The 21,016-nt window shown below is 45.3% G+C and carries 20 protein-coding genes and 1 riboswitch; of the genes, 12 read left to right on the forward strand and 8 right to left on the reverse strand.

Translation table 11 applies throughout. The features are described from left to right. Positions 1–54 precede the first annotated feature (54 nt). A complete protein-coding gene (locus tag A3CY_RS0111320; protein WP_026207575.1) occupies positions 55–1,245 on the reverse strand; it encodes a uracil-xanthine permease family protein in 1,191 nt (396 codons plus the stop codon). Positions 1,246–1,344: 99 nt separating this feature from the next. Between A3CY_RS0111320 and A3CY_RS0111330 the strand changes: the two genes are divergently transcribed. The 5 genes from A3CY_RS0111330 to A3CY_RS0111350 all read left to right on the forward strand — a co-directional run bounded on the left by A3CY_RS0111330 (position 1,345) and on the right by A3CY_RS0111350 (position 5,392). Beyond that, positions 1,345–2,223 carry a YicC/YloC family endoribonuclease gene (locus tag A3CY_RS0111330; RefSeq protein WP_018338041.1) on the forward strand — a complete coding sequence of 293 codons (879 nt, stop codon included), beginning with the start codon at positions 1,345–1,347 and terminating at the stop codon, positions 2,221–2,223. A gap of 75 nt (positions 2,224–2,298) precedes the next feature. Next, positions 2,299–2,667 (forward strand): four helix bundle protein, encoded by a 369-nt coding sequence (locus A3CY_RS0111335; RefSeq protein WP_018338042.1) that lies wholly within the window; start codon positions 2,299–2,301, stop codon positions 2,665–2,667. A gap of 41 nt (positions 2,668–2,708) precedes the next feature. Further along, positions 2,709–3,269 carry a guanylate kinase gene (gmk, locus tag A3CY_RS0111340; RefSeq protein WP_018338043.1) on the forward strand — a complete coding sequence of 187 codons (561 nt, stop codon included), beginning with the start codon at positions 2,709–2,711 and terminating at the stop codon, positions 3,267–3,269. Positions 3,270–3,271: 2 nt separating this feature from the next. Next, a complete protein-coding gene (gene nadD / locus A3CY_RS0111345; protein WP_018338044.1) occupies positions 3,272–3,883 on the forward strand; it encodes a nicotinate (nicotinamide) nucleotide adenylyltransferase in 612 nt (203 codons plus the stop codon). 160 nt (positions 3,884–4,043) lie between these two features. After that, a riboswitch (cobalamin riboswitch) is annotated at positions 4,044–4,231 on the reverse strand. A 246-nt stretch (positions 4,232–4,477) separates the two neighbouring features. Further along, on the forward strand, positions 4,478–5,392 hold the full coding sequence (locus A3CY_RS0111350; RefSeq protein WP_018338045.1) for a YitT family protein: 915 nt from the start codon (positions 4,478–4,480) through the stop codon (positions 5,390–5,392). Between the two features lie 55 nt (positions 5,393–5,447). Here the strand turns inward: A3CY_RS0111350 and A3CY_RS0111355 are convergent, their stop codons facing one another. The 5 genes from A3CY_RS0111355 to A3CY_RS0111375 all read right to left on the reverse strand — a co-directional run bounded on the left by A3CY_RS0111355 (position 5,448) and on the right by A3CY_RS0111375 (position 12,138). Beyond that, entirely contained in the window at positions 5,448–5,744 is a 297-nt protein-coding gene (locus A3CY_RS0111355; protein WP_018338046.1) for a PG0541 family transporter-associated protein, read from the reverse strand. Positions 5,745–5,820: 76 nt separating this feature from the next. Beyond that, positions 5,821–8,976: an efflux RND transporter permease subunit gene (locus A3CY_RS0111360; protein ID WP_018338047.1), complete on the reverse strand. Its 3,156-nt coding sequence runs from the start codon at positions 8,974–8,976 to the stop codon at positions 5,821–5,823. Positions 8,977–9,043: 67 nt separating this feature from the next. Beyond that, positions 9,044–10,081 carry an efflux RND transporter periplasmic adaptor subunit gene (locus A3CY_RS0111365; RefSeq protein WP_026207576.1) on the reverse strand — a complete coding sequence of 346 codons (1,038 nt, stop codon included), beginning with the start codon at positions 10,079–10,081 and terminating at the stop codon, positions 9,044–9,046. A gap of 36 nt (positions 10,082–10,117) precedes the next feature. Next, complete coding sequence (locus A3CY_RS0111370) at positions 10,118–11,404, reverse strand: TolC family protein (RefSeq protein ID WP_040371565.1); 1,287 nt, start codon at positions 11,402–11,404, stop codon at positions 10,118–10,120. A 98-nt stretch (positions 11,405–11,502) separates the two neighbouring features. Beyond that, positions 11,503–12,138, reverse strand: coding sequence for a TetR/AcrR family transcriptional regulator (locus tag A3CY_RS0111375; RefSeq protein ID WP_018338050.1), 636 nt, complete (start codon positions 12,136–12,138; stop codon positions 11,503–11,505). A 218-nt stretch (positions 12,139–12,356) separates the two neighbouring features. On the opposite strand from A3CY_RS0111375, the gene dnaG reads away from it, so the two are divergent. Next, positions 12,357–14,285 carry a DNA primase gene (dnaG, locus tag A3CY_RS0111380; protein ID WP_018338051.1) on the forward strand — a complete coding sequence of 643 codons (1,929 nt, stop codon included), beginning with the start codon at positions 12,357–12,359 and terminating at the stop codon, positions 14,283–14,285. A 411-nt stretch (positions 14,286–14,696) separates the two neighbouring features. Here dnaG and A3CY_RS0111385 read toward each other — a convergent pair whose 3' ends face one another. Then, positions 14,697–15,401, reverse strand: a complete 705-nt coding sequence (locus A3CY_RS0111385; protein WP_018338052.1) for a response regulator transcription factor — start codon at positions 15,399–15,401, stop codon at positions 14,697–14,699. A 4-nt stretch (positions 15,402–15,405) separates the two neighbouring features. Further along, positions 15,406–16,755, reverse strand: a complete 1,350-nt coding sequence (locus A3CY_RS0111390; protein ID WP_018338053.1) for a sensor histidine kinase — start codon at positions 16,753–16,755, stop codon at positions 15,406–15,408. 115 nt (positions 16,756–16,870) lie between these two features. Here A3CY_RS0111390 and A3CY_RS0111395 point away from each other — a divergent pair, with 115 nt between their 5' ends. From A3CY_RS0111395 to A3CY_RS0111420, 6 genes are all read left to right on the forward strand, one after another. Next, positions 16,871–17,107, forward strand: a complete 237-nt coding sequence (locus A3CY_RS0111395) for a hypothetical protein (RefSeq protein ID WP_018338054.1) — start codon at positions 16,871–16,873, stop codon at positions 17,105–17,107. Beyond that, positions 17,098–18,153: a BF3164 family lipoprotein gene (locus A3CY_RS0111400; protein ID WP_018338055.1), complete on the forward strand. Its 1,056-nt coding sequence runs from the start codon at positions 17,098–17,100 to the stop codon at positions 18,151–18,153. Before A3CY_RS0111395 ends, A3CY_RS0111400 begins: the two co-directional genes overlap by 10 nt. Before the next feature lie 109 nt (positions 18,154–18,262). Beyond that, positions 18,263–18,646 (forward strand): hypothetical protein, encoded by a 384-nt coding sequence (locus A3CY_RS22965; protein WP_155828277.1) that lies wholly within the window; start codon positions 18,263–18,265, stop codon positions 18,644–18,646. Between the two features lie 12 nt (positions 18,647–18,658). Further along, positions 18,659–19,111 (forward strand): hypothetical protein, encoded by a 453-nt coding sequence (locus A3CY_RS0111410; RefSeq protein WP_018338057.1) that lies wholly within the window; start codon positions 18,659–18,661, stop codon positions 19,109–19,111. An 80-nt stretch (positions 19,112–19,191) separates the two neighbouring features. Then, positions 19,192–20,004: a hypothetical protein gene (locus A3CY_RS23110; RefSeq protein WP_026207578.1), complete on the forward strand. Its 813-nt coding sequence runs from the start codon at positions 19,192–19,194 to the stop codon at positions 20,002–20,004. Next, positions 19,970–20,908 (forward strand): O-antigen ligase family protein, encoded by a 939-nt coding sequence (locus A3CY_RS0111420; protein WP_240388149.1) that lies wholly within the window; start codon positions 19,970–19,972, stop codon positions 20,906–20,908. Before A3CY_RS23110 ends, A3CY_RS0111420 begins: the two co-directional genes overlap by 35 nt. The last annotated feature ends 108 nt before the right edge of the window (positions 20,909–21,016 follow it).

Consider the following 21,016-nt stretch of genomic DNA (forward strand, 5'->3'; position numbering starts at 1 on the left):
AGACTTAATTGTTAAGTTAAGCCCGGGACAGAAAAATGAATAGAATAACGTGTTTTACTTCGTGCTTTCTTGTGGCAACACGAGGTTTAGAATGACTCCGAGCAAAGCGGCAAGCCCGATTCCCGACATGGAGAAATTTCCCCATTCAAATGCAGCACCGCCAATGCCGAAGGTGAGAATCAGGGAAACGATAATCATGTTCCTGGTCTTCGAGAGATCCACTTTATTCTGGATTAGGTTACTCATGCCCAGAGAGGCGATAGTACCGAAAAGAAGTAGCATGATGCCTCCCAGCACGGAAGCCGGGATAGATTTCAACAGGGCACTTACTTTGCCGAAGATGGAGAAAATGATACCTGTCACGGCAGCAATCCGGATGACGGCAGGATTGGTTACTTTCGTTAGCGAAACGGCTCCCGTTACTTCCGAGTAGGTCGTTACCGGGGGACCTCCGATGAGTCCGGCAAATACGCAGGCGATACCGTCGCCTAGTAAAGTGCGGTGTAATCCGGGATTTTTAATAAAATCTTTACCGGTGACGCTGTTCACGGCGTAGACATCCCCGATATGTTCGATCACGGGAGCGATAGCCACGGGTAGCATATAAATGATTGCCTCCCAGGAAAACTTTGGGGTGACCAATTGCGGCATGGCGAACCAGGCGGCTTCTTTTATCGGTTTCGTGTCGATATCGTAAAAGAAGAGTGCCACGAGATACCCCACGATAATCCCGCAGAAAATGGGGATTAGCTTCAACAGCCCTTTTCCTTTCAAGGATACGACGACCGCGGTGACGAGGGCAACTAGGGCAAGCACCCAATTCTCGCTAGCCATCTTTACCCCGGAACCAGCCAAAGACAGACCGATCAGGATAATCACCGGACCAATCACGATAGGAGGGAATAGTTTTTTGATAAAATCCGTTCCGCGTAGTTTAACAAGTAGGCTCATAATCCCGTAGACGGCGCCGACGGCGACCATTCCCGATAGGGCTCCCGCCATACCGTACAATTCACTGGCTTTGATGATGGGGGCGATGAAGGCAAAACTACTGCCAAGGAAGATCGGCACGATACCTTTCGTGGCAAGATGGAATATCAATGTCCCGATTCCTGCCGTGAGGAGAGCGGTAGACGGGTCGAGTCCGACAAGCAGGGGAACAAGAACTGTTGAACCGAAGGCTACGAAAAGAAATTGTACGCCGACAACTCCTTTCTGGAAGGTAGAAAGACGATTTGCATCCATAATGTTGTGTTTAAAACCCAACAAAGGTAAATATTCGACGGAGGATTTCAAAAAAAGCCTTACTTTTGTGGTTAAATGTTTGTATAAAAACAAGAGCATATGATAAAATCAATGACCGGTTTCGGTAAAGCAACCGTGGACTACGGAACAAAGAAAGTAATAGTAGAAGTAAAAAGTCTGAATTCAAAGCAGTTGGATATCAATCTCAGAACCCCGAGTCTTTACAAGGAGAAGGATATAGAGATTCGGAACATGATAAAAAATGTACTGGAACGCGGGAAGGTGGATATGTACATCTATTTTGATAACGCGGAAGACGAGAAAGATGTTGCGGTGAACCAGTCGGTTGTGAAACAATATTACAAACAGATGCTCGAGGTTTCTTCCTCCCTGGGAATTGAAATCGATAAAGGCGAGTTATTGCAAACCGTGATGCGATTCCCGGATACCATGCAAGTAAAAATGGACGAGTTGGACGAGGAGGCTTGGAACGCATTGAAGAGCGCTATCGAGAAAGCTTTGGCTGACGTCGATCAATTCCGTATTCAGGAAGGAAAAGTGTTGATTGCCGATATATTGAAACGTGTCGATTTGATAAAAAGCTTGTCTGCTGAAGTGCCGCAATTCGAGAAACAACGGGTGGTGACCATCAAGCAACGCTTGCAGGATAAAATGAAAGAGTGGTGCGAAATCAAGAATATCGACGAGAATAGATTGGAACAGGAGATCATCTATTATTTGGAGAAACTTGACATCACGGAAGAAAAAGTACGTCTAGCCAATCATTGTAAATATTTCATCGAAACCGTTGAGCAAGAAGAAGCCCCCGGTCGTAAGCTTGGTTTTATCGCCCAAGAAATCGGTCGTGAAATCAACACCATGGGTTCCAAAGCCAATGACCACGACATCCAAAAACTCGTAGTCCGCATGAAAGACGAGTTGGAAAAGATAAAAGAACAAAGCCTTAACGTTTTATGAGTTTATAAAGTTCATAAGGTTCATAAAGTCCATAAGGTCTATAAGGTCCATAATGTCCGTAAAGTCCGTGAGGTCATGAAAATAGAGAGATTTGAAGATATTCTTGCTTGGCAAAAGGCGAAGGAGGTAACAAAGAAAATATACATATTGTTGGCTCAAACAAAGGATTATGGCTTTAAAGACCAAATACAACGGGCTGCTGTTTCTGTTATGAATAATAATGTTGCAGAAGGTTTTGAACGTCGTTCGGATAAAGAATTTAAGCATTTTCTTTTTGTCGCTAAAGGATCTTGTGGAGAGGTACGTTCCATGTTGATATTGGCCAAAGAATTGGATTATATAAAAAGTGATATTTGTGATGATTTGATTTTGGAAACCGAGAAAATTTCCAAGATGCTATCGAATTTTATAAAAGTATTGGATGAATCAAAAAGGACCTTATAGACCTTATGGACTTTATGGACCTTATAGACCTATAATTGATTATGAAAGACGTTATTATTTTTTCAGCCCCCAGTGGATCGGGGAAAAGTACCATTGTAAATTATTTGCTTTCCTTGGATTTGGGGTTGGAGTTTTCGATTTCAGCCACGTGCAGGGCTCCGAGAGGAGAGGAACAACACGGGAAGGAATATTATTTCTTTTCAACGGATGAATTCAGACAACGGATTGGGAAGGATGATTTTTTGGAATGGGAGGAAGTGTATCCGGGATGCTATTACGGGACATTGAAAAGCGAATTGGAACGGATATGGAAAGCCGGGCACGCCGTGGTATTTGACGTGGATGTTGTCGGGGGAGTGAATATCAAGAAAATATTCGGGGATCAAGCTCTTTCTATTTTCGTGAAAGCCCCTTCCGTGGAAGTTTTGCGCCAGCGGTTAGTAGGGCGAGGAACGGATTCCATGGAAAAAATAGAACAGCGGGTGGCAAAGGCGGAATATGAAATGACTTTTGCCGATAAATTCGATGTGGTTATTGTAAATGACGATCTGGAAACGGCATTGGCAGAGGCAGAAAAAGCGGTAAGAGATTTTTTGAAGTAAACATGGGATTCCGGGAAACCAAACAAAGCACACGTCCCGTCACGGGACTTTTCTTCGGATCGTTCAACCCGATTCATAACGGGCACGTGGGCATAGCCCGCTATTTGCTGGAGAATAGGCTATGCGATGAAGTGTGGTTTGTAGTCAGCCCTTGTAACCCTTTCAAAGTAGACCGTTTCCTGTTGCCCGAGGCGGAGCGATTGCAAATTGTCGAGGCGGCTATCGGGTATGACTCCCGGATGAAGGCTTGTGACGTCGAGTTTACCATGCCAAAACCTTCTTACACGGTAGATACATTGCGTTTCCTGCTCGATAAACATCCCGGTCGGGAATTTGTTCTAGTCATGGGTGCGGACAATGTGGCGGCTTTCCCGAGGTGGAAAGATTATCATTGGATTGTCATGAATTGTCCTATTTTCGTGTATCCCCGTTCCGGAGAATCTTTCCCGGTACAATTACCCCGGGGAATGAGCGTGATTGACGCCCCCCTGTTTCCTTTGTCCGCGACGGAAGTAAGAGAAATGATATTGCGGGGTGAAAATATTTCTGCCCTGGTTCCCGCGGAGGCAGTACCTTTGGTCAAACAATTCTATGGAAAAGGGAATAAAAAATAAGTGAGCCTGTAAATTCGATGTAAAACAAGTTGGCAGAGATATTTTATATCTGAATTACGTGCTCACTCATTCACAGAACAATGCTTGTTGGAAAATTGGGGTAGAGGAAAATCGCGCTCCCACGATAAACATCTTGCCAGCTTCAATTCCCGAAAGCTACATAAACAGTTACGTCTTGGCAGGTTTTCTGACTTGCTTCCTTTTCGTCGCCTTCCCATCCATGTACAGACAGTGGCAGTAGAGACTAAAGTTACGAAGCTTACAGCTGCGGGCACAGTTCCCGACTCTCACGGGATTCCCTTGTAATGTTACGACTAACATTAACGCTCCAATACAGTTACAAACGTAGGGAAAATAATTGATAATTGAAAATGAAGAATTGAAAAATTATTTTGGCGAGGGCATTTTGAATTTTTGGATAAATATGAGATGTGTTGTATAATTATGCGTGCGAATGAATTTGTATATTATTGATAGTGATATATTTATAATAAAATCACGAGCGATGAAAACGTTGTAAAAAGTCGAAAACAAGTTGTACTTTTGTGCCGCGAAAGAGTGCGATTAATAAGTCGAATAATAAATAAATTTAGTATGGGATTTGTAACTAAGGAGAAATTATTCTCTAAGGATTTCTTTATCACCTATGCTTGGTTGCTTGGTGGTTGTTTTGTGTTTGCCGTGGGTGCCGTGATGTTTGCAGAACCTTACGGGTTTGCACCGGGAGGTACTTATGGTTTGTCAATGGTGTTCCATCACCTGTGGGGGTGGAGAACGGAGGCGACAGCCCTTTGTATGGACATCCCGTTATTGTTGTTGGGTATTTATTTCTTGGGAGCGAAATTCGGTATCAAGACGGTGATTTGTACCTTTGCGATACCTGGATTTATGTGGTTAATTCACCAGACTTACGGGTTTGATGCTTTGCTCGAACCGGGCATAACGGAACGTGCGATGCTTAAAGAACCGTTGTTGTCTTCTATTTTCGGGGGTATTGTTTACGGTATCGGTATCGGTATGATCTTCAAATCCCGGGCTACTTCCGGGGGGTCGGACATCATCGCCATGATCTTGAACAAGTACACGCACATCTCTTTAGGAACCTTGGTGATTATCGTGGATTGCACGATCACGTTGACCACCGTGGTTGCTTTCGGGGATTGGAAATTGCCGATGTACTCTTGGATTATAGTCTTTATCGAGGGTAAAGTGATCGACTTGATCGTGGAAGGAGCTTCCGTGCACAAGACCTTGATGATCGTGACCAAAGAGGTCGATACCGTCAAGAATATCATTTTGAACGATATCAACCGGGGTGCCACCATATTGCCCGCTGTCGGTGCTTATAAAGGAGAAACTCGTGAGATTGTTTACACGATCCTCACTCGCCGTGAAATGATGATCTTGCGCCATCGCATTCGTGAGATCGATCCGGATGCGTTTATCAACGTTATTGATTCCCGGGAAATTCTCGGAAGAGGATTCAAGTCATTGAAAAATGACGAATAGAATATTTGAAAAGAATATCTGTTAAGCAAAAAAAAAGAGCCGAAAGGCTCTTTTTTTAATACATCCCCGTGATGTCCCAGACGAAGGCCCGGATACCGTTTTCCTTGTTCACCTCGTCAAGATTCTTGACGTATTTCAGGATCAGGGGAACCATTTCTTCTTCAACGATAGTCAATGTAGCGGAGTTCATTTCCGGCCAGGTGTGTGTACCCATTCTCGGTTCTCCGTCGATAGTTCCGGCACCATTGACAAGTGGCCATTGCGTGAAGCCCCGTATTTGCAATTGATCGAGAATGTAAGCAACACGTTCTGTCAAGGCTTGGTTATATGTGATAAATACTGCTTTTTTCATATTTCTTTTTTGATTTTAGAAGTTAGATTCACGATTAAAGTATAACTGAAATCGTGAATCTAGCATCATAAATTATTTATTTTTTCTTCGGAAGGTCTCTTTCCGCATCGAAATCACTCATGAATTTGAACTGTTTCCTGAGGTTTTTCTGTTTATCGCGGCTTCCGCTCTTGTCCATGGCAGCGTAAACGGCGGGTACGATAATCATCGTGATAATGGTAGAGAATATCATACCTCCGATAACGGCGATACCCATCGGGCGCCATGTTTCAGAACCTTCACCCACGCTCAATGCCATAGGCACCATACCCAGGATGGTTGTCAATGAGGTCATCAACACCGGACGCAAACGAGAACGACAGGCTTGAGCGATAGCGTCGTACAAGCGGATTCCCCGTTCACGCATCAAGTTGATAAAGTCGATCAACACGATACCGTTCTTCGTCACGATACCCACCAACATGATAGCACCCAAGGCGGCAACGATACTCATCGTCGTGTTCGTCAGCAACAAGGCAAGGATCACACCGGTGAATGCGAACGGAATGGCCAACATGATGATAAACGGCATCTTGAATGACTCGAACTGTGCAGCCATCACGATGTAAACCAACATCAACGACAGCAATAACAACATGATCAAAGAACCGAACGACTCCTGTTGGTCTTCGTAGCTACCCCCGATATACAAGCTCACGTCTTGCGGTACGTCTTCCAACTTATCAAGCATGGATTGAGCGGCGGTTGCGATATCTCCCAAGGCAATACCTGCCGCCGGGGTGATAGACACTTTCAGGATACGTTGTTTACTCTTACGCTCGATGTTTGGCGGAGAGAAAAATTCCTCGATTTCCCCGAGTTCTTTCAGGCGTACCTTTTGTCCTTTGGCATCAACGATAATGATGTTCTCGATCTCCGATAGGGTAGAACGGTATTTCTCGTCGAAACGCACGATAATATCATATTCTTCACCGTTCTCTTTGAACTTGCTGTTCCGGTACCCGTAGATGCGGTTACGCAAGTAAGAGCCCACTTCGGAAGTCGTTAACCCGTGGCGGGCCAATTTATTCTGGTCCAATATCACGCGGAGCTCGGATTTATCCTCGTCCCGGCTGATCTTGATATCCTCGGCTCCGGGGATAGTACGGGCTTGTGTGGCTATCGTGTGTGCCAGATTTGTCGTTGTGTTGAAGTCGTGTCCCATGATCTCTATATCCACCGTGTTGCCACCCATGGAGCCACCGCTCGACGTGGTTACCGTGTATTGCAGGATGTCCGGGAATTGCTTCAAGATACCGCGCACCTGGTCGGCAATCTCGAATACGCTGCGTTTACGGTCTTTCAAGTCTACCGTTCTCAAACGCATATTCAAGATATTATTACCCGTGCTGTTCATCATGGAAGCGAAAGAAGCCTCTTCTTCACTACCGTATGAAAGGTTAATCAACGTGATTTCGGGTATGCTATTGCGGATCACGGAGTCAATATCCAGAGCCACTTGTTTTGTAACCTCAACACGTTGACCGGATTGCATCTTTGCGTACACGTTCAGATAGTTCTGGTCATTCTGGGGCATAAAGTCCGTCTTGACCATCTTGAACAGGAACAAAGAAGCGAAGAACAAAGCGAACATGGATAAGATGGTCACTGTCTTGTGAACAAGTACCCAACGAATCAGACGTTCGTAAACGTTATCCAGTTTTTCCAGCATCCGGGATACGAAATTGTAGAAACTGAATTTGTTGCTATCCGTCTTTTCCTGAATCTTCATCAATTGAGAACAAAGCATCGGGGTCAGCGAGATAGCTGTTACCGTAGAAGTACATACCGTGATACAAACGATCCAACCCAATTGCTTGAACAAGATACCGGTCATACCGCTTACCAACGTCAACGGGAAGAACACGGCAACTGTTACCAGCGTGGTCACGATTACGGACAACCACACCTCGTTCGTTCCGTACTTGGCAGCTTCCCGCGGGCGGCTACCCCGGTCGATATGTTTCGTGATGTTCTCCAGTACCACGATAGCATCGTCCACCACCATACCGATGGCGATAGAGAGGGAGGACAGCGAGATGATATTCAACGATTCTCCTGTCGCGAACAAATAGATAAAAGCAACGATCAAAGAGATCGGGATCGTCAGTGCGATAATGAAAGTCGCTCTCCAGCGTCCGAGGAACAAGAACACGATCAACACCACGAAGATCAACGCGTACATCAACGAGTCCTGCAAGTTGTTGATAGACTTGATGATGAAGTCCGAGTTGTCCGAGATGATCTGGAATTTGATATCCGACGGCAACTCTTTCATAGTCTTTTCGATCTCCTGTTTGGCTTGTTTTGCCACAGCCACGGCGTTAGCATCGGTTTGTTTGGTTACCATCAAAACGCCACCTTTGCCCCTGTTGATCGATTGTTCCAGGGTAATATCCTTCAACGTGTCGCGGATGTTAGCCACGTCACGCAGGTAAATGATCTTGTTGTTCTGCGTGCCCAGTACAATATTCTTGATCTGGTCGCTTTCCTCGAATTCTCCTTCCACGCGCAACGTGTAGTCCATGTCACCCATCTTCACGTTACCGGAAGAAATATCTTTATTCTCTGCGAGAATCTTGTTACCGATTTGCTCGAGCGTCAGATTGTAAGCGTCCAGTTTATTCGGGTCCAGATCCACGTAAACCACACGTTCCGGGGCTCCGGCTACGATAACGGAAGCAACCCCGTCCACGCGGTTCAAGCGGGTAATCAGTTTATCGTCCAAAATCTTGTCGATACCGGGATAAGACTCCTCGGCGGTAACGGCATAAATCAAGATAGGCATCATCGACGTGTTGAAACGCATGATCGTCGGTCGGTCGATATCGTCCGGCAGTTTTGACATAGATTTATCCACTGCATCCCGCACGTCATTCGATGCTTCGTCAAGATTCACCTCCCACTCGAACTCCAGTGAAATAACAGATAAGTTATCATAGGAGGTAGAGGTCATTTCCTTCAGGTCATCCACGGAGTTCAACTGGTCCTCGAGGATTTTCGTTACGTTCTCTTCAATATCCGCGGCGTTAGCTCCGGGATAGGTAGCCATAACCGTGATGTAAGGCGGATCCATTTTAGGATACTGGTCTACCGGCAATTGTATATAGGAGGCAATACCCAATACCATAATGGCAAGGAAAACCATCAAGGTCGAAATGGGTTTATTGACCGCTGTATTGTATATACTCATATTTCTAATTTTAAATTTTAGATTTTAAATTTTAGATTGCGGGAAATACATCCATGATCTAAATTATTTATTTCGAGATGGAAAGCGGGGATCCGTCAACCAATCTGCCTTGTCCGACAACGACCAATTCGTCGCCCTCGTGAATTTCATCACTGATTAATTCTACTTGATCCTCGAAACGTCTGCCGAGTTTCACAGCCACCCGTTTTGCCTTGCCGTCTTTATTCAGGAACACGTAGCGGTCATTCGAACCTTGTAGTTTCAACACGGCGATAGCCGGTGCCACCATGGTTTCCGTGTTACCGATAAAGAAGTCGATCGTTCCGTACATACCCGGTCTTAAAGCCTCGTCCTTGTTCGGGATTTTGATCTCCACGGTGAACGTTCTGGAAGCGGGATCGATTGCCGGGTAAACAATGCTTACCGTACCCTCGAATACCTGGTCGGGATAGATGTTGCTCTTCAGTTGGATCTTCGTCCCGGGCTTCACGGTCAGGTAATATTGCTCGGACAAGTTCACGTATGCCTTCATGGGGTTGATCTTCTCGATCGCGATGATAGAAGGTTTGGTCGCACCCCCGAAAGCCGCACCCGTGTAAAGCTCTTTGTTCTCGAAATATTTCCCGGTCACGATGCCGTCAAAAGGAGCTTCCATCCGCGTGTTCTCTTTCAAGAAATCCACGTTCGATTTTGCCACCTCGTATTGGGTCACGGCTGCATCATAAGCCTGCTTGGAAATACTTCCCGTTTTGTTCAACTGAACGGCACGGTTGTATTCCGTTTCCAGGTTCTGCAATTGAACTTCTGCCTGGTGCAATTGGGTTTTATCCATTTCCACGAGCAACTGGCCTTTCTTGATCCGGTCACCCACTTCCACGTATATATTCTCGATTCTTCCCGTGGCAGCCGGGGCGTAGAACACTTGTTTGTCGGCTTCCAGGTTGGCGGCGTAGTCCAAGGTCTTGGCTATATCCGTTTTTTTCATTTTCAATACTTTCACGGGAATAGCTTCTTCGACGTCAGTTTGTGACGCTTTGTCTTTGTTACCGGAGCACCCGGCAAGCATAGCTAGTGCTATTGTCGATAGAATAAGATTCTTTACCATTGTATTTCTTTTTTGTTTTATTATTCAAAGTTGTTTTTATCGCGGAAGTTGGTTATACAATTTTTCCAGGCTTACTTGTGCTTGCAATAGCGTGAGAACCGCCTCCGTGTAGTTCGTTTCGGCTTGCAGGTAATTGTTGTTTGCCTGGGTCAAATCCAAACTGGAAACGGCTCCCAGCTCGTATTTTCTCTGGTAGTTCTGCAACACCCGCGTGGCGACGTCGATATTCTCTTTTTGCAAACTGTAATTCTCCATGGCGTTCTTCAAGTTGAATTTCAATTGCTCGTCCTGCACGTTCAGCTGGTCTTCCAGTAAATCCTTTTGCAAGTAAGTTTGTTCCAGCGTGATTTTTGCCTGTTTCACTTTGGAATCACGTTGCATGCCCGAGAAGACCGGGATACTCATCGTCAAGCCGGCAGTGTGTTTTGGGCTCATGTCTAGTGCCGGTTTCAAAATCTTGTAGTTGAAATTGTATGAACCGGAAATCGTGGGAGCGTAACTCCACTTCTCGATGCCCAGCAACTTCTTGTTCAACTCAGATTGCGTGTTGATTAATTGATAATTCACGTTATTATTGATATCGAATTTTTCCAAGTACAATCGGCTTGATTTGTCATTCTCGAGGAACACGTCCAATCCGTCCGAGAGCTTTACCGGGGCTCCGGCTTCCAGCCCGAGTTGAAGGCGCAGCAAGTTGTAGTTTACCGCTACCGTCCTCTCCATCGACAGCAGGCTGTTTTTCAGTTGTCCCACGTTAATGCGGATCTGGTCCACATCGGTGATTTCAACCGTTCCGGCCTTATACATATTATCCGTGTGTTTGTAGATCTCGTTCATGTTCTCCAGGTTCTGGCGCAAAATCTCTTGCATCCGTTCGGTCACGAGTATCGTGTAATACGAGTTATAGATATTCTCGATGATATCCAGTTCCGAGGATTCCACCTGTTGTTCGGACAGGCGCACGGCGATCTTGCTGGTTTGCATCCCCAGGATCCACGACCCGCTGAACAGCAATTGTTGCAAACCGACTCCCACGTTGGATTGGTCTTTCATTTTAATCGTTTGCCCGCCGAAATCCATCTTGTACCCGAAATTCGTGGTGTAGGTCAACGTACCGTTGATCTGTGGCAATCCTTGTGATACGGATTCCCTTACCTTCTGGCGGTACGCTTCGATGTTCATCCGCGAGGACTGTAGTTCTTTATTGTGCTTGATAGCAAACTCTACTGCTTGTTGCAGCGAGATCGTTTGCGGGGCTTCTTGGGCGTGAAGCATCCAAGGCACGATAAGCATTAGTAGGAAGAGTGTCATTCCTTTTTTCATAGATTATAGATTTTAATTATTTATATTTTCCGGGAAATTCTCACGCGTTTTTTCTCTCGGTACAAATCTTATACCAAAAAAATCCTCAAAGGGTAAAATTATTCATCTTTCACTTGTTTAGAATTATTTTTTAATCGTTCATACTCTTTTATGCCTTTTTCAGTGGATATCGCGTAGACAAAATTGGTAAAAATCGTCGTGATGATTACCCGCAGGGGATACTCTATTTGTCCGACGATGTTCGGGTCTCTCAAGAAATGCAGTTGCTTGCTCAGCAAGTACAATTGCAGTTCTTTATCTATATCCTCCCTGAAATATTTTTGTTTGATGCCGTTTTCCAGCCATTTCACCAGGAAATCTTTCGTGACAGCCTCTTCCGCCTCGGCAATCTTTTGGTATACCGCCGGGTGGTATTTCTTCATGTCGAAATAATTGGCGGGTAACCGGCTTCCCAGGTCGCTGACCATGAAGTCCCTGATTCGTCCCACGATCTCGATGGGATTCAGCCCTTCCAGTTCTTTCGTGTCCGAGGCAACCATCCTCACTCGTCTTCTGTATAGCATCACTTGCTCCACCACGTCGTCTTTATTGGCGAATTGTTGATAGAGCGTTTTTTTCGAAATTTTCAAATGATTCGCTATATCATCCATGGAGGTGCTTCTCAGCCCGTATCTTAAGAAAAGATCCGAGATGTCCGCTAAAAGCTCCTCGTTTTGATGTATGTTCTCGTCCATAGGCGATTAATTTTAAACAGTTCGTACGTGGAAACGAAATGAATACAGAACGTTTCCGCAGGCAAAAGTATACAAATATCGTTCCACTAATACTACGCTCGTGTTAAATTATTGTTAAATCACTTGATTGGCACAACTTTTCATGCATTTTAGCATGAATAGACAATTTTCAATTTTCAATTCTCCATTTTCAATTCCATAATGCCTATCTTTGTCGTATGATTGATCAGGCTACAATACAGAAAATTTTTGATGCAGCGGATATATACGAGGTAGTTTCCGATTTCGTGAGTTTGAAGAAGCGGGGAGTGAACTATTTAGGCTTATGTCCGTTCCACAACGAGAAGACCGGTTCGTTCACCGTCTCCCCGGCAAAAGGCATTTACAAGTGCTTCGGTTGCGGGAAGGGCGGCAATGCCGTGAATTTCATCATGGAACACGAGCAGATGTCTTACGTCGAGGCATTGAAATATCTTGCCGAGAAATATCATATTCCCATCGAGGAGAAAGAACTCACCCCGGAGCAACGGCGGGAGCAGACGGAGCGGGAAAGTATGCTCATTGTTTCCGCCTACGCCAACGAGTACTTCCAGTACCAGCTCTGGAACACCGACGAGGGGCGCTCCGTCGGCCTGGGGTACCTTCGCCAGAGGGGGATCAGTGACGAGATGATCCGCAAGTTCGGCTTGGGTTACAATCCCGAGGCGTGGGGCGCTTTCACCAAGGCGGCACAGGAAAAGGGCTACAAGCAGGAATTCCTCGTGAAAACGGGGCTCTCCATCGAGAACGAGCGGGGACTTTTCGACCGTTTCCGAGCCCGCGTGATGTTTCCCGTGCAGGACCTTGCCGGGAAGGTTATCGCTTTCGGCGGGCGTACCATGACTGCCGACAAAAAGATCTCGAAATACCTCAACTCCCCGGAGTCCGAGATATACCACAAGAGCAAAACGCTTTATGGTATCTACTTCGCGAAGAAGTCGATCGTGCAGCAAGACCGCTGTATCCTCGTGGAGGGATACACCGATGTTATCTCCTTTCATGCCAAGGGTATCGAGAACGTGGTGGCGTCTTCCGGTACCTCCCTTACCATCGAGCAAATCCGCCTGATCCGCCGCCTGACCCCCAACGTCACGATCATCTATGATGGGGATGCCGCCGGTATCAAAGCTTCTCTCCGCGGGATAGACCTCGTGCTGGAAGAAGGGTTGAACGTGCGGGTATTGTTGTTGCCGGACGGGGAAGACCCCGATTCGTTCGCTCGAAGCCACACCACGCGAGATTTGGCGGACTTTATCGCGAACAACGAAACCGACTTTATCAACTTCAAAACCAAATTGTTGTTAGGTACTGCCGGTGACGATCCCGTGGAGCGTGCCCGCTTGATCACCGACATCGTGCGAAGTATCGCCAAGATACCCGACAATATCGTCCGCTCCGTCTACGTGCGGGAAACCGCCCACCAGCTGGACGTGGAGGAACGTGTACTTTATACCGAGATTGCCAAGGTGCGCCTGAAAAACGAGGAACAAACCTCCAAGCATCCGACTGCCGTCGTTCCCGAGATTTCCGTTGCAACTCCAGCGCGGGGAGCCACTCCCTGCGACCTGGAAGAGAGCGTGCTGATCCGCTATATGCTGTTGTTCGGCAACAACGAGTTGTACGAGGAAGAACGCAACGGTTTCATGCGTAGTGTTTCCGTGGGTGAATTCATCGTCCGTGAACTGGCAGAGGACGATCTCGAACTCTTAAACCCGATTTTCCGTGCCATCCAGACCGAGTACCAGCAGCAATACGAGTCGCCTTCCTTTATCCCGGCACGCCATTTCATCGCCCACCCGGATATCAAGATCAGTACCGTCGCCGCCAATATCCTGAGCGAGCCCTACGAGTTGAGCAAGATCTGGTACAAGATGGATAATTACGTCGAAACCGAGCAAATGAAACTCGCCGAACTTCTCCCGAAAATCCTGGATAATTACAAGATGCGAAGAGTGGAGATGCTTTCGCGGGAGATTGACAATCGCATCCTCGAGTCGCAAAATAACCCCGATCCCCGGCAGATTATCGACCTTCTCAAGCGCAAAAACACGATCAACGCCATTCGCCGTAAACTGAACGAGAAACTCGGGCGCACCGGTATTCATTAAATCAGTACATTATAGCATTTGATGAGTTCGTGGGGTTTAGGTGGCATGCGACCTGTTGTTCATGGTGATTTCCATGAGTAGACGGTGGGAAGTCCTGTCTGAATATGGCATTATTTCCGTGTGAATTCCGGTTCACTTCCGTCATGAACGCTATATGAACGCTATATGAACCCTATACGAACGCTATTATATATAGCGTTCATAAAGGATTTATATAGGGCTATTAAAATATGATAAACGGAAGTAGACCGGAATTCATACCCTATTGATATTTTATTAGGATAGATTTTCGGCAGGACATCACACTGTTCTCGGCATGAAGTGTTGGGAAACGGCGATAATGACGAGAAGATGTTGTTGAAATAATCCATTTAAAGATGGTCTATGGGGGTGGGTTGGGAACAGGGGATGTCACTGTTCGGAGTGGAGGAGGATGTATCCCCCGTTTTGAGCTTTGATTTGTAGCGAGGGGTCGGTTTCGAGGGCTTTGCGTACCCGGCTGGCGTATTTTTTCAGTTCGGAATCCTTGCCGAGCGAGGCTTTTCCCCAGATGCCCTGGATGAGATAATCGCGGGCGGCGATTTCGTCGTTTGGGGCGCAAAGCAATTGCAGGAAGCGGGCGTCGGTCGGTGGCAGTTGAGTCTGTTTTTCCCCGATAATCAATACGCGGGAGGCGCTGTTGTAGGAGGTCACGGGCGAAAGCCGGTAGGAGTGTGGTTGTTTTATCTCTTGGGTGATGCGGTCGCGAAGGTTGTTGAGGTGGCGTGCCAGTAATTCGGCGTCTTTGTCTTTGCTGAAAAATTCGTCGGCTCCCGCGTCCAGTGCGTCTATCTCGTGTTCCCGGTCGCCGTGCGAGGTGTAGATGATCACGTGTGTCTCGGGGGCTTTTGCCCGCACGAGGTGGGTGAGTTCCACCCCGTTGACCTCGGGTAGGTCAAGGTCTAGAAGTAGAATGTTCGGTCGTTCCCGACGGTAGGCTCTCCAGGCGGCTTTCTCGTCGGGGACGATTTCGACGGAGTAGCCGTGCAGTTCGAGTATTTTTTGCACGAGTTCGGCGGTTCGTTTGTTATCCTCGGCGTAGAGTACGCGGGTATGGCTTTTCGGTTGGCGTTCCATGGGGTTAGTATTTTTGTCTTTTGGTTGTTCTAGGTAGGGTGATGGTGAAGGTTGTACCGTTGCCGGGAGTGCTGTCGACGTTGATTTTACCCCCGTGGGCGATGATGATTTGGCGGGATTGGTAGAGTCCCAGCCCGTGTCCTTTGGTTTTCTTGTCGCCCTGGTGCTGTGCCCTGTGGTAGCGCTCGAAGATGTGGCGCAATTCCCGCGAGGGGATTCCTTGGCCGTTGTCTTTTATGGTTATTCGTGCGTGTTTGTCGTCTGGGGCGGTGCAGGTGATGTCTATTTCCGCTTCTTCGCCCGAGTACTTGAGCGAGTTGTCGATGAGGTTCTGGAACACGGCTTGCAGGAAATCCGGGTCGCCGGAGATCATTGGGTCGGGGGTGTTGAAATGGAGGCGAATGTGGAACGATTTGCCCGGCGGAGTGTTCCAACGGTCGGGGGCGGTGACCGTTTCGAGCATCTCTTGCAAGTTGAACGTTTTCGGGGTTAGCACGATGCCGTGGGCATCGGTGGACCGGAGCAGCATCCGGTTGATGGAGTGTAGCATGTTGTTCAGTTCCTGCCGGTTTTTTTCCGCCTGTTCGATTTGTTCCTCTTTCGAGAGGTGCGGCAACAGGTAGCACAGGTGTTTTTGGTTCTCCACGGGATGCTTCAAGTCATGGACGATGCTGTCGATGTATTCTTTTTGGTTTTCCCGTTGCCGTTTCTCGTTGCGGTAATTCAGGTAAAGGTAAATGACGCAGAATGCCAGCAAAAGGGAGATGAAGAGGGTGGTGGCGATGGGCCATGCCGCCGTTTGAACGAAGGCGGCAAGCGGGTAGTCGTACGTGGCGTACAGGATGTCGCGGGTGAGAAATCCCAGCGTGTCGATGTACTCGGGAGTGGCGGGTATTTTGTTCACGGAACGTGGGTAGGAGTCTTTGATGTTGCCCGTGCTGTCGGTGAGGACGAATTGGAGGGAAGCGGTCCACGTTTGGGTTAAATCGTGGTTTTCTTTGAAATAGTTGGCGAAGTTTTCTAGTGTCCAGCGTTTGGGATCACGAATGTCATAATCAGCTTGTCTTGTAATGGTTTGAATATCTTTTTGAGGATCAAGTTTGTAGGCAAAGAAATTTTTGTTAATGAGGAATTTCAGTTCAAGTGTGTTTGCATTAAAGCTACATATATCATCTTTATTGGCTGCTTTCATGTGGAACACGTAAAGCGTGTTCTTGAGGTTATTATTGCGTGTGTTCTGATAGCGAGTTTTTTCTTGCTGATAGATATGGTGCAGGTGAATGGCTTGATTGCACAAGAGAAGACAAATGGCGATGGGAATAGTGTATAATATAATTTTGGGCGTATTGTCCATGACTTCGTCTTTTTTTCGCAAAGGTATGCAACTCGCAACCTATTCGCAACCTTTTTTTTCTTTTTTCCCGGGGAAAAGTTAGATTTTTGTGGCAAGTGAAATTAAATATATCGTTATGTATAAAAAATGGATAAAGATTGGCGGGTTCGTGCTTGTGGTTTCAGGTGCGGTTGTAAACTCGCGGTTGGCGGTAGGGAAGGATACCGGGAAAATGGAATTGAGTTTGGAACATGTGGAAGCGTTGGCTTCCTCCGAGTCGGGAGGAAATAATGATGATCCTTGTGTGAAGGGGAGTGGGTATTGTTTGAGAAATGGAATTCAAGTGAAAAATTTGGATTTGGTATGGGAATGAAACGTGAGTTATTGTATATGTTGGTCGTGGGCATTTTGCTCGGGTGCTCCGACCGTCGGGAATGGGACGAAGGTATCGATGTGATAAAGAACGAGCGGGTGAAGTCGGAACGGGTGGTGGATTTGTCCCGTGTTGGCGTGGATGAGATAAGCGGGTTCGTGAAACGGGGGAATAGGCTGGTCGTGGGAGCCACGTACGCGAAGGAGGGTTTTGCCCGGTGTGTGAATTTGGAAGACCGGGAGATAACGAGAAGCGTGTCCGCTTCCGGTGGGATACGTTCGTTAAGTTCTTTTAATTCGTTTGACGGTTCCAGCGTGACGGCTTTGGATTTCAGAACGGGGGAATTGATAGAAAGTCCGGTTGCGCCGATTGCACGAGGTGAAAGTCCGGAGTCTATAACTCAATTACCCAAGGACAAACAACATCTTAGCGCGGTGAAGGCGGATGATTTCGTGATTGCCACGGGGCTTTACGAGGAAGGGCGTTATTTGCTTTATTCCCTCGTGGACGGGTCTGCCCGTTATTTTCTCTCTTACCCGGAAACCCCGGAGTTTCCCGGTTTGCGGGAAAACACGAAAGCGATGCTTTACGCCAGTAGTGTTTTACGTGTCAGTCCCGACCGGTCCGCTTTCGTGTGCGCGGACATGTATAGTGGCGTGATTGATTTTTGCCGTGTCGCGGGTGGGGCTATCGAGCGGGTGAAAACAGTTCGCTTGCATTACCCGAAAGTGAAGATAGCGGAAGTCCCTTCTTCCCGTGTTGCGTACACTCCGGACAATCGTTTCGGGTTCATGGATGTTGCCGTGACCGGGGACAGGGTGTACGCTCTTTATTCCGGGAAGACGTACCGGGTAGACCGGGGACGGGCTTTCGAGTGCCAGACGTTGCTGGTGTATGATTGGGAGGGGAATCTGGTGCGATCGCTTCTTTTGGATGTCGCATTGCAAGGGATCACTTATGATGGGGAGGAGGGTGCCGTGTACGGGATTACTTGCGATTTTGAGATGACTTTGGTGAGGTTGGGTGAGAATAATAATTTTAAATAAGGAGGGAGGTGTGATGATGGAATAGAATATTTTAAAATATAGTTTGGAGAGATAATGTATGATTACAAATTGTTTTTAATTTAATTGGGAAAAATGAAAAAAAAATAAATTGATATTAGGGATTGTATTGATGTGTTGTTTGTTTTTGATGTCGTTTGCAACACCTCGCTTAAAAGTTCGAAGTTCAGAATCAGGAGGAAATTGGAAAACTTATTCAACATCTTTGATAAATCCGCCTAATAGTTCTGTTGAACTTAATTTTAGTGGAGGTCAATATGTTCAGTTAACATTGGCGAATAATAATATATTAGGCGTTGGTGGAACAGTATCTTGTCATACTACAGCTAAAGATTCTGGGTATTGGCTTTTACCAATGGGGTCTACAACTCAAGAGTATGATATGTTTGGTTATGTCCCAATTTGGTGGCGTTTTACAATATCAACAATTTCAGATGCGGCAGTGGTATCTATTACGGCAAAAACAAATTATTAAATTTTTGGAACAATGAAAAATTATCTTTTTAGTATTATTATGATTGTTTGCCTTTGTGGCTGTGGAACGGAAGAGTCGCAAGATTTGATTTCGATCGTAAATGAAGTGAAAACGGATGGACAACAAGTAAGAAAGTACCTTGATAAGGAAATTTATTTGGATGTAGATGTTCAAGTTCTTTCTTCGGGTATAAATACATTGAGTAGGTCAGCTGACGAAAATGATGAATTTAATAAAATGAAGGCTGTGCTATACCGGTTTTATAGTCATGTAAAAACAATCGATGGCAAAAATATTTGTTCGTTGAAAGATGCGCGTGAAATTAATATTTCAGAGAATCTTTTTTCAATATTGCAAAAAAATTTGAAAGCTGGCAATGATTGGGTAGAGAGATGTAAAGAAGAAGGAAAAGAGGTCGTCGTGATGGAGGTTACAGATGAGTATTTGAATTCTTTATTGAAATAAATATAAAAGGCGATTTGAATTATATTATTCAAAAGATTCAAGAAACTTCTTGGATCTTTTGAATTTTTAAAATTAAATTGATGTATTACATTTTCTTGTTTTTATTGTTCGTATGCGGAGTGTTCTTGATTCCCGATATTTTTGTTGGCAGGCATGTTACCACGGGAATGTTAGGGATAGCAATTCTCACGATTGTGTATTCTATAAGTTGGGGATGGCGTGTAAAAGTATTAAAAGTAACTTCACTAACTTTGCTTGTGTTTTTTATTTCAATGCTTTTGTTTTTTACTTCTTGTGCAGGAGTGGCTTTAACATGGCATGATTTAATAGAATATGTTACTTTTGTATTGTTGTTTTTTGTGTGTTCGGGACAAGAATGTAATGAGGAATGTTTGAAACATTATTATTTTATTGTTTCGTTAGTGGCGGTGGGGATGGGATTTTGGGGAGTGTTACAATATTTGAATGTTGTACAAATTTACAGTATGGTAGAGCCCGTTACCGGGAGTTTTGAAAATCCTGCTGGGATCGCTATGTTTTTGTCGGCTCTTTTCCCTTTTTCTGTTTATTTTATGAAGCAACGGGGGGTATGCTGTAAGATATGGGGCAGGTTTGCTAGTTTATTGATCATTCTTGTTGTATTATTATCAGGGTCTAGAACGGGGAGTTTAGTTATTGTCTTAATTTGTGTATCAAGTGTCGTTCAAAAAATTGTTTCGATACAATGGAGGGCAAGGATAAAAAGAATTTTATTCTTGTGTTTAATTTTATGTGTCGTGCTTCTATTTTTTATGGTTATATTATTGGAAGAAAGATTCAGCAGATGGTCGAATATTAATTTGGTTGTGTTCGTGGGATATGTTTCACGACCATTGGTTGTTAGGTATAGGTAGTGGAAAATTTCAAGCAGAATATATGCTTTATCAAGCGGAGTATTTCCAGCAAAATATGGATAGTGTGTTCGCTAGTTTGGCAGATAACGTGAAAAATCCTTTTAACGAATATATTAAAATTTTGGTGGAATATGGGATAGTAGGTTTCTTTTTGTTTATGGTGGTCGTGATTAATTTAATTAAGACGTGGAATTGTAATCGGGATAAAATTTATTTATTGCCAGTATTTTGGAGTGTGTCGGCGATAGCTGTGTTGGCATTTTTTTCTTATCCTTTGGATTGTCCGGGAGTCGTGCTCGTGCTTGTTCTGAACGTGGCAATTTTGAACACTTATCAAACGACGATTTGGAAAATAGAAAAGAAAATATTGCTGAAAGCTGTAGCGGGAGGAATTACAATTTTCGCTCTCTTGTTCTTGGGGATAGTCTATTGTTATGGTCGATCGGAATATGTGTGGTATAAGATTGCGAATTCTTCTTTTGCGGGAAAAACGAGAGAGGTGCTGCCTGAGTATCAAAAACTATACGGTTGGCTGGGGAAAGATGGGTTGTTTTTGTATAATTTCGGAGCAGAATTGCAGCAGATTGGGGAATATGAAGCAAGTATCCGTGTATTGGAAGAATGTTGTTTGCGTTTAAATGATTATGATGTGCAATTACTTTTGGCAGAAAACTATACTCGGCTTAATATGCTTGAGAGAGCGAAAACGCATTTATCGATGGCGTCTAATATGTGTCCCGTTCGATTTGTCCCATTGTATAAATTAATGAATATATGTTTGAAGGAGGGGAAAATTGAGGAGGCAAAACGATACGCAAGAGATTTGGTAAATAAGCCGATTAAAATACATTCTGTGCGGGTGGACCGGATAAAAGATATGGCAAAAAAAGTATTGGATGAATGAACGAGATAAATCTAAATGATAGAAATTGAATTATGAAAATGTTTAAATTGACAGATTGGTTATTTATTCTTGTAGGTTTAGTTTGTCTTATACAAGGAATACGCTCGA

The sequence above is a fragment of the Butyricimonas synergistica DSM 23225 genome (assembly GCF_000379665.1).
Classification (GTDB): Bacteria; Bacteroidota; Bacteroidia; order Bacteroidales; family Marinifilaceae; genus Butyricimonas; species Butyricimonas synergistica.